Origin of the sequence: Pseudomonas sp. HPB0071 (assembly GCF_000478505.2) — a bacterium.
GTDB lineage: Bacteria > Pseudomonadota > Gammaproteobacteria > Pseudomonadales > Pseudomonadaceae > Chryseomonas > Chryseomonas luteola.
Genome location: NZ_KI517368.1, coordinates 169,086 through 182,809 on the forward strand (window position 1 = coordinate 169,086; position 13,724 = coordinate 182,809).

At 54.9% G+C, this 13,724-nt stretch carries 8 protein-coding genes; 3 read left to right on the forward strand and 5 right to left on the reverse strand.

The features are described 5' to 3' along the window. Positions 1 to 68 precede the first annotated feature (68 nt). The 4 genes from HMPREF1487_RS20440 to HMPREF1487_RS20455 all read right to left on the reverse strand — a co-directional run bounded on the left by HMPREF1487_RS20440 (position 69) and on the right by HMPREF1487_RS20455 (position 5,050). Positions 69 to 2,462: a TonB-dependent siderophore receptor gene (locus HMPREF1487_RS20440; protein ID WP_010798629.1), complete on the reverse strand. Its 2,394-nt coding sequence runs from the start codon at positions 2,460 to 2,462 to the stop codon at positions 69 to 71. Positions 2,463 to 3,228: 766 nt separating this feature from the next. Further along, positions 3,229 to 3,849, reverse strand: a complete 621-nt coding sequence (locus HMPREF1487_RS20445) for a LysE family translocator (RefSeq protein WP_010798631.1) — start codon at positions 3,847 to 3,849, stop codon at positions 3,229 to 3,231. Between the two features lie 188 nt (positions 3,850 to 4,037). Continuing rightward, a complete protein-coding gene (locus HMPREF1487_RS20450) occupies positions 4,038 to 4,625 on the reverse strand; it encodes a glutathione S-transferase family protein (RefSeq protein WP_019364123.1) in 588 nt (195 codons plus the stop codon). Then, complete coding sequence (locus HMPREF1487_RS20455; RefSeq protein ID WP_010798633.1) at positions 4,625 to 5,050, reverse strand: VOC family protein; 426 nt, start codon at positions 5,048 to 5,050, stop codon at positions 4,625 to 4,627. Before HMPREF1487_RS20455 ends, HMPREF1487_RS20450 begins: the two co-directional genes overlap by 1 nt. 113 nt (positions 5,051 to 5,163) lie before the next feature. Here HMPREF1487_RS20455 and HMPREF1487_RS20460 point away from each other — a divergent pair, with 113 nt between their 5' ends. From HMPREF1487_RS20460 to HMPREF1487_RS20470, 3 genes are all read left to right on the forward strand, one after another. Next, the gene (locus HMPREF1487_RS20460; protein ID WP_010798634.1) at positions 5,164 to 6,072 is read left to right on the forward strand and encodes a LysR family transcriptional regulator; all 909 of its coding nucleotides are present in this window, start codon (positions 5,164 to 5,166) and stop codon (positions 6,070 to 6,072) included. A gap of 816 nt (positions 6,073 to 6,888) precedes the next feature. Then, entirely contained in the window at positions 6,889 to 9,936 is a 3,048-nt protein-coding gene (locus HMPREF1487_RS20465) for a hybrid sensor histidine kinase/response regulator (RefSeq protein WP_010798636.1), read from the forward strand. Between the two features lie 480 nt (positions 9,937 to 10,416). Continuing rightward, positions 10,417 to 11,079 carry an HAD-IA family hydrolase gene (locus HMPREF1487_RS20470; RefSeq protein WP_010798637.1) on the forward strand — a complete coding sequence of 221 codons (663 nt, stop codon included), beginning with the start codon at positions 10,417 to 10,419 and terminating at the stop codon, positions 11,077 to 11,079. An 86-nt stretch (positions 11,080 to 11,165) separates the two neighbouring features. On the opposite strand, the gene HMPREF1487_RS20475 is transcribed toward HMPREF1487_RS20470, so the two are convergent. Then, complete coding sequence (locus tag HMPREF1487_RS20475) at positions 11,166 to 13,385, reverse strand: beta-glucosidase (RefSeq protein WP_010798638.1); 2,220 nt, start codon at positions 13,383 to 13,385, stop codon at positions 11,166 to 11,168. Positions 13,386 to 13,724 lie beyond the last annotated feature (339 nt).

Genomic DNA, 13,724 nt, shown 5'->3' on the forward strand with positions numbered 1-13,724 from the left:
CTTATCAATCCAAAGAACGCTAAACATTCCTATGGGCTGGAAACTCTTTTCCAGCCCATAGAGATGCGTTACAAGCTCCACCTCAAACTGAACATGACGTTACGCGGGTCACCATAGACACCTGTACCGCTGGAGTTAGGTATGCCTTGCCAGTACTTTTCATCAAACACATTGTTCAGGTTTACCTGACTATCCCAATGTTCATTGAATTGATAGCCCGCCATAAGCCCGACCACAGCATATGAATCCTGAACGGCGCGACCGGTACCAACACGGTTATAGGTTTTGCTCTGGGCAAGCACATCTGCACCAATGCGCCAGTCGCTCAGCGCTCCGGTCAAGCGATAAGTAGTAGCAGCTTTGAACAAGTGCTTGGGTTGCTCAGGGGCAAACAAGGTACCCTTATTATAGGTTTGATCTTTCACGTATTGGCTGAGCACCAAGGTGTAGGAGGCCGAGATGTCCCAGTTGGGCGTCAAGGCACCTGACAGCTCGGTATCGATACCACGACTGCGCACCTCCCCTGCCGCTTCATAGCAGGTGCGGTTCTGGTTTCGGCAAAGCGTGGGCTGATCTGGTACTGCGTATGCCCGGTTCTGCTGGGTCATATCGAACACCGCGATGGAGGCGTTCAGATTACCCTCCATGTACTCGCCCTTCAGGCCGATCTCGTAGCTCTCCCCTGTCATGGGCTCAAGCGTGGACCCACCCAAGTCCTGCTCGGTCTGCGGCTTGAAAATCTCGGTGTAGCTGGCATAGACCGAGTAGGTGTCATTCAGGTCATAGATAACCCCCGCATAAGGCGTCACCTCTCGGGTTACCGTGTAATCCCCGGTATCGCTCGCACGGTTATCGTAGTCGTACCACGTCACGCGGCTACCCAGGATAACGTGCAGCGGATCAATGGGATTAAACCGGGCGACACCGTAAACAGCTTTTTCCGTTGCCGTATTTTTGCTCGAATAGGGAAGCCGGTCGCTCAGGCTGGGCTTAGCAATGACACCGGGATCAAAGTTGTAGATATCAACCGGCGTTGCTGTCGGCCAGTATCCTCCTTTTTGATCAAACCGCTCTTGCCGGCGGCTGGCGCCCAATGCCAGTTCATGCTCGCGTCCAAACAACGTGAACGGGCCGGATACGGTTGCGTCCAGGTTAGTCTGTACGTCCTTGCTGTGGTATTGACCGGAAGACTGCGTATAGGCATTACCCACCGGGGGATTAAGGTAACTGGAGAAGGTATTCGATTCCGCCCAGATTCGAGCAGCTGCCAGCCTGGCGCTCCAGCCGTTGTCGAAACGGTGGGTGACATCGGTGAAGGCGGTAATGTTATCCCGATCCCAATATGCCCAGTCATTACTGAGAAAGGTCGACCGCGACAGGTGCAGATTTTCCCCATTAGGCCCGGCGGGCAGGCTTCCCCAGTCCGATACGGCATCGTCGCGCTGTTTTGAGGCTCCCAGAGTCCAGGTGGTGGCGTCGCTGAGATCGGCTTCGAGGATGCCATAAAAGGTCTGCCGCTGCTTTTCTCGCTCATCAACAAAGCTGCCATCGTCTTCATAGGCTGCTACCACGCGCCCGCGCAACGTACCGCTTTCGTTCAGCTTGTTGGATGCGTCCAGCTGGGTACGGTAACGGTCCCAGCTGCCAGCGCTGGTGGTGATACTGACTTGCGGAGTAGCGGTGGGACGCTTACGCACCAGATTCAATGTCGCTGAAGGGCTGCCAGCGCCAGTCATCAGGCCTGTAGCACCGCGCACGACTTCCACGCGGTCATAGATGGCAAGATCAGCGTTGCTGATGGTATCGAGCGTAAACGTGCTAATGCTGGTGGGCAAGCCATCGTACATCAGGTTGTCGATGGTGAATCCACGCGCGAGAAACTGCTGGCGGTCTCCACCGAGTTTACGCAGTTGTATGCCGGGTGCGTATTTGACGATGTCATTGAGTTCATTAAGGGCCTGGTCGTCGATACGCTGGCGCGTCATTACACTTACCGATTGAGGCGTCTCGCGTATCGACAGAGGCAACTTGGTAGACGTACTCATGCTACCTGTCGTGTAGGAGCCGGACCCTTCTGTTGCAGCTATATCGCTGGTAATACTGCCTGAGCCCTCCGCTACTACCTGAGTGATACCCAGCTGCGCCACTTCCTCACCCGCAGCTGATCCTGCCTCGGCGATAGTCAGCACGTTACCCTGAACACTGCCTACCAAATCACTCCCGGCCAACAGCGCCTGTAGTGCCACTGCAGGCTCCATCTGGCCCCGTACGGCAGGCGCTGTCTTGCCGGCCACTGCTGCCGAAGTATAGGAAACCTGAAGACCACTGGCCTGGCCCAGTTGTCTCAACGCATTTGCCAAGGGCTGGGACGCAAGATCAATTCTGATCGGGGCGGCAAGTACTGTACCGGTAGTTAACAGCGAAACGGTGAACACCAACAGCCGCAGAGGAAACGCTTTCATTATTCAGAAGTCCTTGAAAAGTGCGAGCACCGCTATACCAGGCCGAACGATGTCGATCTGGGACGTTTTGTACATATGAAAAACGGCGTACAGGCAAAACTGGCAAGATGCTATAAAAGTGACCTGTCAATGTAAATGATAAATATTAACAATTAATAATCATTACAGACATATGACGGATGCCATGGTGACTTCATGTTGTCCCTGTAGTGGAAAAACGCTTGAAAAATTGCTAATCGACATTGGATCAATGTCATGATGACCAATGCAAAACGGCATGAATGCGTATGGATTGAAGTAACGGAAGGATTATTCTGGCCGCAGGCGGGCAAGTTGCCGGTTATATCTGCTGGTGCGAGATTGGCTTGTAAATCTTTACAGCCCTACGGCTCTCCAATCAGATAATGGAACGGCAGTTGGACCCTAACGATGCCACAACAACGCCGGTTTGAGATAAATGCCAAGCGCCTGTCGACGCAACGCCTGACCTTGTCTTTGTTTCGCTCGTTGTCTCTGCCCTGACAATTATGGAATGTTGGCAGGTATGGACAGGCTACAACGAAGCGCTTGAGCAAGCCGAAGCCAATACATTCAACCTGACTCGCTCGATTGCGCAGCATGCAGAAGACAGTATCAAAGAAGTCGATACTCTGATTATAGGTGCCTCTGCTTTGTTTCAGTAGCTTAGAACACAATAGACGAGATCTAGCCTCAAGAAAGAAAGGCTACCTAGTAAGCCGCTCTGCATCGCTAAAATTAGAGACTTTCAGCGCTTGCTGAGCGCCAGGCGGGCGGCAAAGAGGAGGAAAACGCCCCCAGTGAGTCGGTCCATCCACTGGATCACTTTTTCACGACGTAAAATCTGGGCCAATGGGCGAGTCGCACCGATCAACGCCATGGACCAGATGAATCCAATCACCACGTGAATGCTTACCAGGCCAAAGGTCCAGAGGATCAAGGAGTGTCCCTGAGGAATGAATTGAGGCAGGAAGGAGACGTAGAAAATTCCAACTTTGGGATTCAATACGTTGCCCAGCATCCCTTTGAGAAACCAGTTCGTGTTCTGCACGCGGGTAGTGTCGTCGGCGACCATTGAGTTGCGGGGCCGCACCATCATGTTCAAGCCCAGCCAGCACAGGTAGGCAGCGCCACAATACTTGAGCACATCATAAGCCAGCTCGGATACGGCAATTAAAGCCCCAAGGCCAAAGGCAACGGCGGTGCCCCAGATCAAACACCCCGCATTGATGCCCAGTGCCGCCCGGATGGCCTGCGCTCTTCCCTCAACAGCCGCTGTGCGTAACACCAGGGCAGTATCAAGCCCTGGCGTTAATGTAAGTAAGGTAGCAGCCAAGGTAAACGCAACGACGTTATCAATGATGGGCATGGCTCAAAGAACGGTAGAGATGAAAACCAAACCTTAGCGCGTTTTAGCGTAACCCGACCATACCGCACGTGGAGTAATTCCTTTCCGGGAGCGCAACACTCTGTCATTACGGTGTGTAGCGCCCCTGCCTGACTAACCGATCCTCAAAGGCAAAATCCTGCCTCATAGGTGCCACGCCCATAGATTGATCAAGGCTTTTGCAAATAGCCGGGCAGCGCTTCCAGCCGCCTCATCCACCGTGCAACATGACTATAAGGTTCTAGATCCACATCGCCTTCTGGCGCCAGCACGACGTAAGGATAGACCGCGCAATCTGCGATGGTTGGGCGGCCCATTGCAAGCCAGTCGTTGTGCTCCAGATGCTTGTCGAGTAGCGAGAGCGTTACCACCGCTTTCTCAAGCGCCTGCGATTTATCCAGGTCGTAGCCAAATTTCTGCACCAGCCGTGCAGCACATACGCTGTGCTGCACTTCATTGGCAGCAAACGAGAGCCACTGAACGATCTCGGCTTGGCCTTGCGGATGCGCTGGCCACCATGCCAAACCACCATATACACCCGCCAGATAGACCAGAATGGCCTGCGAGTCTCTGACGACCTGCTTGCCGTCTTCCAGGATAGGTAACTGGCCCAACGGATTCAGCTCCGACAGCGGCGGCTGCTTGTGTGCTCCGCTTAGAAAATCCACTGGCACACGTTCAAGCTCGATATTGGCCAATGACGCAAAAAGCCTCACCTTGTAGCAGTTTCCGGAAGCCTCCAGATCATACAGTTTCATCATGCATCCCCTTCAACAAGCTGATTGAACTCGAGAACGTTGCCATCAGGATCGCGGATAAACAGCGCGACGCGTCTAGGACCAATAGGATGCGGCCCTTCCGTAATCATGATCCCCTGCTCGTTCAACCACCTCTGGAGTGCCTCAAGGTCATCCACAATAAAGGCAGGATGAGTCATACCCGGCAGCTTTATCGGTTCATCCAGTAAAACATTGTGAGCATGGGGTATACGGGTCCCGTTAAAGATCAGGTTTATACGAACCCCATCAGGGCTGAGCATCTCATTGGCCTCATACCGAGGAAAATGTTCGCTCTCCATAAATCCGAGGGCCTGATAAAACGATATCGCTCGGTTTTTATCACTGACACGAATCCCGATGTGGTCGTATGAGAGAATGCGAGCAGGACTTGGTTGCTGGTTCATAGGTTGCACTCCGGTTGACATCAGGCGTTCTAGTTTCTGCTGATCCATCCGTTTCACCTATGCCGTGAACCTGAGAAGACTTATGCAGTAATTGCACAGATAAAGGCGCAGCAATGGACAAGCGCAAGACGATGGCCAATTTCATTCGGATAGTGGAAAACGGCAGCCTGAGTTCAGCGGCAGAGGCAACCGGCCAGTCGGTGGCGTCGCTTGTACGCTCACTGGCGGCCCTGGAGCGTCATCTGGGGGTTCGGCTATTGAACCGCAGTACGCGCCGTATGGCCCTTACCGTCGAGGGTGAGGAGTATCTTGCCTGGAGTCAGCGGATGCTGGCTGATGTCGACGACATGGAGCAGCGCCTGGAAGCTCGCGATGGCATAGTTAGAGGCGTGCTCCGGCTAACGGCGCCTGTCGAATTCGGACAACGCTACGTTGCACCTGTCCTAAACGGCTTTCTTAAGGAGCATGAAGAAGCAAGCGCCGAACTGACGTTAAGCGACGAGATCCTCCCGCTGCTGGATGAGCACCTCGATCTTGCCCTGCGGATCGGCCATCTTCGTGACTCGACCATGATCGCACGGAGAATAGGAGGTACCCGCCTCGTTACCTGTGCCAGCCCTGATTACCTTCGCGCCTCACCTGTCATTGATAACCCAGGCTCATTGCGTGAACATGCTTGCATCCTGTTGTCATCACAAGGCCGGCACTGGTACTACCGGCACAACGGAAAGGAGCTGGCCGAATCCATCACACCTCGGCTGGTCTGCAACCAGGTTAGAGCAGCCACCCTCGCCTGCCTGCAAGGTTTGGGCATCACCCGGCTGATGCATTATCAGGTTGCCGATGAGCTTGCTGAGGGTCGTTTGATCAGAGTCCTCGAATCGTTCGAACCTGCGGTCCTGCCCATTCATCTGGTCTATCCGCACGCGCTGCAGCTTTCGCCCCGTGTGCGCGCCTTCGTGGACTGGGCTTGCCCGCAGCTGGAAAAACGTACACCTGATCCGCGGGTACGCCGCCTGTAAAAACCAGGCGGCCTCAGGTTTTCACACTTTCAAACACGCAGAATCAGAGGCATAACATAACGCTACCCGCTCAAGCGATACGCCTTGTTGTCCATACACTATTGAGTTTGGAGCTCGGCCTTGCAAAAAGGACAGAGCCAGGCAAGCGAGTCGCTCTCCGGATGAAGCGAATAAATACAAGCCCGGAGCTCACCGCACTCTTCGCACTCGACACGACGGTTCAGTTGGTCATCGTCATCATCAGGCATGCCAGACATAAGAACATCCATTTAATATGAGTCGGTTGTTACTAGAGGCAGACAGCATGGAATTCAGGACGGCCTCATGTCCTGAAGGCTTTTCTAGAGCCAACCAAGCCAGCCGACACTAGTAAAAAGGTAAAACGCGTAAAAGGGAATAGCCGTTTGCCACCTTGATACTGCGCTTATCCAGCCAAGCCGTCTATTACCAAGAGGTATTAAAGAAGGTATAAGGCGGGCTCAAGGCTGCGAAGATTGAAATGCTGTGCAAACTACCAGTGGCCATCCACCCCGCAAATGGTTTTCATCTAGGTAATAGACTCCTGCTCGACTAGCTTTCCCTTCTATTGCATGCTCCGCTGCCTGTTTCCATCGCACCCCTTCGTAGAGAATGGCCGCCTGCGCTTCAGAAAAAAGGAGTCGTGTGTTTCTACCTCTTCGAATAGTTTGTACATGGCCGGATGATCAAAAGCACCGGCCGCTGCGCTAGATGTCGTATCATAAAAGGGCTTCGTCTAGTCAGCCTTGGCTGGAATGCTCGTGCGCAGCAGGCTTTACCTTTGTTGAGGATCTACCCTTGGCTTTACCCGGCAAGCCCACCCCCAAGGTTCGTCTACGCAGACGTCTTCTGACGCTTTCATTGGCAGGCATTGCGCCAATTGCGCTGATTGCCGGGCTTGGCCTGGTGGCCATCATTCATGAGCAGAAGTCGATAGCCGAGCAGCGGAGCCTTGAGGCCACGCGCCTGACAGCAACGGCAGTAGACGTTGAAATTAACCGCTCGCTGGACCTGCTACAAACCCTTTCGCAGTCTCCTTTTCTTGATGATGGCAACCTCGACAGCTATCAGGAATTGGTCCGCCGTGTCGTCCCGCTGGTGCCTGGTTGGAAAACCGTCATTATTGCCACACCGGATGGTCAGGTACTGAGAAGGATTACCGCCCATCATGTGAGTGCAGACGGCCCGTTGGCAGAACCGGAAAGTTTTATGCAGGTCGTAAGCACTCTCAAACCTGCGATCGGCCAGTTGGCGGCAGGCCCCTCAGGCACATTGGCCATCCCCCTGCGTATGCCGGTCATGCGCAATGGCAAGCTGGTTTATGTCTTAACGGCGGTGCTCAAGCCTGAGGTGATCTCTAACGTTATCAACCTTCGACGTCTGCCCAGCGATTGGGTCGCCACCGTAGTCGATGCCAATGGGCGCCGCATTGCGCGTACGCGCGACCATGAGAAAACCTTGGGCAAACCTGCTGCCCCTTCACTGATGGCAATGGTCAAGCAGAACACAAACGAAGGCAGCGGGCTGACACAGACGGTAGAAGGTATAAGGGTATATTCCGCCTATGTGCATTTGAAGCAGAGCGGATGGTTTGTCGCAACGGGCATTCCCGCACACGATATTGCCAAGGGGGCCCTCAAGGCGTTTGCCATTTATGGTGGAGGCCTTCTGTTGTCCCTGATTGTCGCGCTGTTGGCCACACGATATGCCTCGCGCCGCATCAATGACCCGATGCGCGCCTTGCGGCATGCTGCATTGGCCATGGGTCAGAACCAGGCACCTCATCTACCGGAAACCGAGATTCGAGAGATCGATGACGTGGCCCAGGCGCTGATCACATCGGCGACGGCACGCCAGGAGAGCGAGCACCAACGTGACCTTTTAGTATCACGCCTGCAAAAAGCCCAGACGGCTCTCTCACAGCAAGTCGAAGATTTGGAAGGACTCTATGCGCTCAGTCAAAGCCTGCTGCAGTTATCGTCGCTGTACGACCAGTTAAGTGCGATTCTGAACTTGGTCTGCGAGCTGCTGAACGCACCTGGAGGGTTCATCGGTTTGGAAGGTACAGCACCAGCGCCCGATCGGCTGGTCAGCAAAGGAATATCAAATGCTGCCCTACCGGTGTCATGTCTCCATGATCAGGTGCAGGGCAACCTGGTAGAGCACTCAAGCCGGCTGCGCGCTGAGGGTTTCAGAACGCATCACGATGTAACGATACGGCGTGATGGTCAGGACACACTGGGCTGGCTAACGGTGCTGTTCAGAGAGACCCATGAGCTTTCACCACGGGAGATTCGGCTGGTCGAGATCTGCGCAGCGACAGCTGCCCTCTTTATAGATCGCGCCAGCCAACAGGAAAAAGCCCGGCGCTCCGAACAGCAACTTCACGTAGCGCTTAACTCTTCAGCTATTCCCTTCGCCATTCTCTCTCCTGCTACAGAGGCACAAACATCGGCTGAAGACTTCACCCTGGTCTATATCAATGACGCTGGGGCGACGGCCCTACGCTCCCGTGCAGCGGCGCTTACAGACAAGCCCGTTAGCGGAGTGCTGTCTGGTTGGGCGCAGGGCGACATCTATCATGCGATGCGTGAAACAATGATCAGCGGCGAGCCTAGATCGCTCGAGTCGCTGGTACAAACGAGCACCTGCAAGGGCTGGTTCCATATCGTAGCCACGCCGTTCCAGAACAATATTGCTGTCTGGTTTGCCGATATCAGTGAGCGCAAACTTCAGGAGCAGCAGCTTCGCGAGGCTGATCGCCAGAAAGACGAGTTCCTGGCGACATTGGCCCATGAATTGAGAAACCCGCTGGCGCCTATTCGTCAGGCAGTCAGCCTGCTGGAAACAGGTCAAATCAGCGAAGAGCACCGCCGGTGGAGCCAGGACGTCATCAAGCGTCAGGTGACCCATATGGGGATGCTACTGGACGATCTGCTTGATGTTTCCCGGATAACCCGCGGCAAGATCGAACTGCGTAAGCAGCCCACGCAGCTAGCCTCTGTGATACGTGCCGCCGTCGAAACGACTAAGCCTCTGTTCGAGACGAAGGGGCACACACTGACTGTAGAGCTCCCTTCAGACTCTGTCGCTCTGAATGTGGACCCGTTACGACTGGAACAGATTCTGATCAACCTGTTGAGCAACGCAGCCAAATATACGCCCCAGAAAGGTCGGATTACAGTTACCACAGCCCTTAGTGGCAACAAGGCACACATCACTGTTTCGGATAATGGGATTGGCATTGAGCATGACGCCCTGGCCTCCCTGTTCGAGATGTTTGTACAGGTTCCCAGATCCAGCGAAGAAACCAATAGCGGATTGGGTATTGGATTGGCACTGGCTCAATCCCTGGCTCAACTGCATGACGGCACGCTTACTGTTGCTAGTGAGGGCTCAGACAAGGGCGCCTGCTTCACCCTCAGCCTGCCTTATGATGAGACGCTGGAGGCACCGCACGACGTCGTCTCAGCGCCTGCCATCTCGACAGCGGCCCATCGCCGCATCGTAGTTGCCGATGACAACCCTGACATAGCGGAAACCATGGCCGAGCTACTGCGCCTGGAAGACCATGAGGTCTCATTAGCCTACAACGGCTTTCAGGCGCTGGAGCTGTTCAAAACGCTCAAGCCCGACGTGATGCTGCTGGATGTAGGTATGCCCGGCATGACGGGGCATCAGGTCGCTCAGGCTATTCGGGCATTGCCGGAGGGCAGACACACGCTGCTTATCGCGATCACGGGATGGGGACAGGATCAGGATAAGGAAAAGGCCCTACAGGCCGGCTTCGACTACCACTTTACCAAGCCAGTAAGCATTGCCGATATTTATGCCCTGCTCCAATAGCCAAACGTTATCTGGAAAGAACGCATGGCTCATAGCATGACACTTTCAAACCCTGCTCTGGAGCACCGGCGGGCCATATCGCATCGAAGAGGCAGACGCTCAGTGGCCTTGCTCTGGTTGTCATGAGGAAGACTGCATAGCGGGCGCCATCGCCGAAGCCTGGGGTGGCCTGTATTACCTGGAGCGGTTAGCGAAGGTACAGATACGTGCAATGAGCACAGGCAGGTAAGCTCTTTGCTCGCGTGGCCCTGCGATCATACGTAAGACCGCCGAGCAGATGCGCGAAGGCGACCTGGAAAGCGCTCGTCTGCACCGTGCCAGTATCAAACAGATGCTGGATCGTCATGAACCGGACTATGCAACGTAGCACCAGCAGAGGCCGGCTCCGGCGATGCAGATCGGAACACATCTACTGACGCACCGGGGACGGGTTCGGTACTATGCGGTACGCCACTCATTCACTTATCCCGAGAGCTACGGATGACATTGCCCACGCGACCCTATTCTGCTTTTCTTTTCGATATGGATGGCACGCTGCTGACCAGCATCGCCTCCGCTGAGCGTGCCTGGACGCAGTGGGCACTGGGTCATGGCCTTGACCCGGCCGACCTTATTGCCGTCATGCATGGCGTACGCGCCGTGGAAACCGTTCGCCGTTTTGCGCCACCCGGCGCGGACATTGAGGCAGAGACGCGGGCCATTACCGAGGCCGAGATAGCCGACACCTCGGATGTAAGGGAAATTGCGGGAGCGGCAGCCTTTCTTGCCAGCCTGCCGGAAGGCCGCTGGGCACTCGTGACCTCAGCCTCACGTCGTCTGGCTGAGGCACGCCTTGCCGCGGCGGGTATGGCGCTGCCTGCCGTCATCATTTCGTCTGAGGACGTGGAGCATGGCAAGCCCGCCCCTGACTGCTTCCTGGCAGGCGCCAAAGCCCTTGGGGTCGATATCAGTGAGTGTCTGGTATTTGAGGATACTCATGCAGGCATTACGGCGGCGCAGGCTGCTGGCGCCGATGTAGTGGTCATTACGGCCACTCACAAAACACCACTGGATGTCGCCCATCCTGGCCTTGCGCACTACGCGGACGTGCGTATTGAGCATGAGGCGGAAGGCCGGTTCCGGCTGGTTACGGCGAGCAATTGAAATAACAGGGCAGGCCTCCAGATGTCATTGTCAGGCCTACCCGTAACTGGCAGGCGCGCCGCAGCACAGGCTACGGCGCTTACCTCTTAGGGTGCCAGATAGCGTTCGTCGAGCCGTACTCGCACCTTGTGCGGACGATCCATTGCATTAGCGCCTGCACTTACGTTGTAACTCCCTGCATGGATATGCCAGCTGTTGAACCGCTCATCGAACCGGGCAACCAGACGCGGATCAACCGTCACTTTTACCCGCTTGGTATGCCCTGGCTTGAGCTCAACGCGATCCCAGCCTACCAGGCGACTCGTGAATCCGTTTTTCCTGGATGGGTTTTCGATATAGAACTGCGGCGTATCGATACCCTTAACCCGCCCACGGTTGGTGACGTCCATGCTCAGCACCAGCTTGCTGCCACGTGTTTCGGCATTGAGGTTACTGTATTTGAACTGGGTATAGGACAGTCCATAGCCGAACGGAAATAGCGGCTTCTTGCCCTCTCGCTCATACCATTTGTAGCCCACGTCAGCACCTTCAATGTTGTAGTTCTCTGAGAAAAACTCCTCAGGTACTACAAAGGGACTGGAGGTTGTAGTTGAAGGGTCACGCATGGTAGACCGTGGCAGTTGGCTTTCATCCTGGGGAAAGGTAACCGGCAAACGACCAGATGGGTTGACACTGCCAAACAGGACACCCGCAATGGCCTCACCGCCTTTGGCTCCGGAATACCAGGCCTCCAGTACTGCTGGCACTCGGTTGAGCCAAGGCATCTTTACGGGTCCGCCTGTCTCAAGCACAACGGTTGTTCTTGGGTTGGCCTTAGCAACCACCTCAATTAAGGCATCCTGATTATCAGGCAGGCTTAAATCAGGAACATCGACTCCCTCGGTTGCCCATTGCTGAGCGAAGACGATAACGGCATCTGCGCCTTTGGCCAGTCTGGCAGCCTGCTGAATATCCTCTCCGCTGTCATACACAACCTGGGCGCGCGGCGCTTCAGCCTGAATAGCCTTTAAAGGTGATGAGGGATGATAGACCTGGCTGACATAATCAGAACCCGCCGGCAGAACCAGGCTTCCGATGGGTGTCACCTGGGCAGAGCCGCCACCTGATAAAACACCGGCATCCGCATGGCTACCTATCACAACGATACGTCTTAACGTACGTGAGAGCGGTAACTGATTACGGTCGTTTTTCAGAAGTACGATACCCTGCTCTGCCGTCGCCTTGGCCACCTTGGCATGAGCCTTGAAGTTTATGTCGGTCAGCTTGGGCGGATGATCAACCGCGCCCACAGCAAACAGGCTGCGCACCACGCGCATGGCCATATCATCCAGCCGCTCCTGGGATACACGTCCTTCCTGCACAGCCTGCTTCAAAGGCTCGCCAAAGTAGATAACTGGGTCCAAATTTTCACCGGACTCCTGATCCAGTCCTGCAAGTGCTGCTTTCTCAGTACTGGCAGTAGCGCCCCAGTCGGACATGACCCAGCCCTTGTACTTCCAGTCACCCTTCAAGACCTGATTGATGAGAAAGGCATTTTCCGAGGTATAGGTGCCGTTGTATTGGTTATAGGAAGTCATCACCGAGCCCGGCTGACCTTTTTCGATAGCCAGCTCGAAGGCCAGGAGATCGGACTCACGTGCGGCCCCTTCCTTGATATCGGAGCTCACCGCCACGCGGCCCGTCTCCTGAGCGTTCAAGGCATAGTGCTTGATCGTCGAGACAACGTGCTTACTCTGTATCCCTTTGATGGAGTAGCCTCCCATGATGCCTGCCAGTAGAGGATCCTCTCCCACGTTCTCGAAGTTACGACCACTGCGGGGTTCCCGAACCAGATTGACGCCGCCAGCCAACATGACATTGATACCCTTGGCGTGAGCCTCGGTGCCGATAACCTTGCCACCTCGGTAAGCCAAATCAGGGTCAAACGTAGCAGCCAGCATCATGCTGGAAGGCAAGGCCGTGGCATTGTCGTTTGGGCGGATGTTTGAAGGATTGGCCACACCCATGCTGGCGTCACTTTCCTGCAACGCAGGGATGCCAAGGCGAGGAACCCCAGGAGCATAGCCTGCCGAGCCGACAGCTCCGTCTGGCTTGGGCGTATTGCCGATTGGAAACGGAAAGCCCACCTGGGTGTGCAAGAGCGAAATCTTTTCGTCGATCGTCATCGCCTTGACAGCAGCTTCGGCACGACGGTCTGCTGAATCTTTATGGTCAGTTGAGTGGGCCGCCCAACCATGCTCAACGTTAAATAAAGCAGCACCTACTATTGCAAGCGAAAAACAACTACGCAGGTTTGTTATTTTCATGTCTTATCCGAGCCGAGCGATTACCTTCTTATTGAATGTGCTTGGGATGTATCACTGCTCAAAGACCTATCCTAAACACGTTTGTCCGGAGCGTAATGAATGGGATATAGGGAATAGATGACGATGACGCCGAGCCCTCACTGATCCTTGAATTCAATCCTTCTTCTCTGTCCTTGATCGATACTCAACCGGTCGGCTCAGCTTACGTTTCTTTAACACACCGCTCTTCCGTCTAGAGGCTGAAAGGCCCTCCTCCTTCTAGCCGAGGAGAGCCGGCCGGCGTGACCAACCGGGAGACAAAGGACAGGATAACCAGGCGATCAAATCCATGATGCTGCT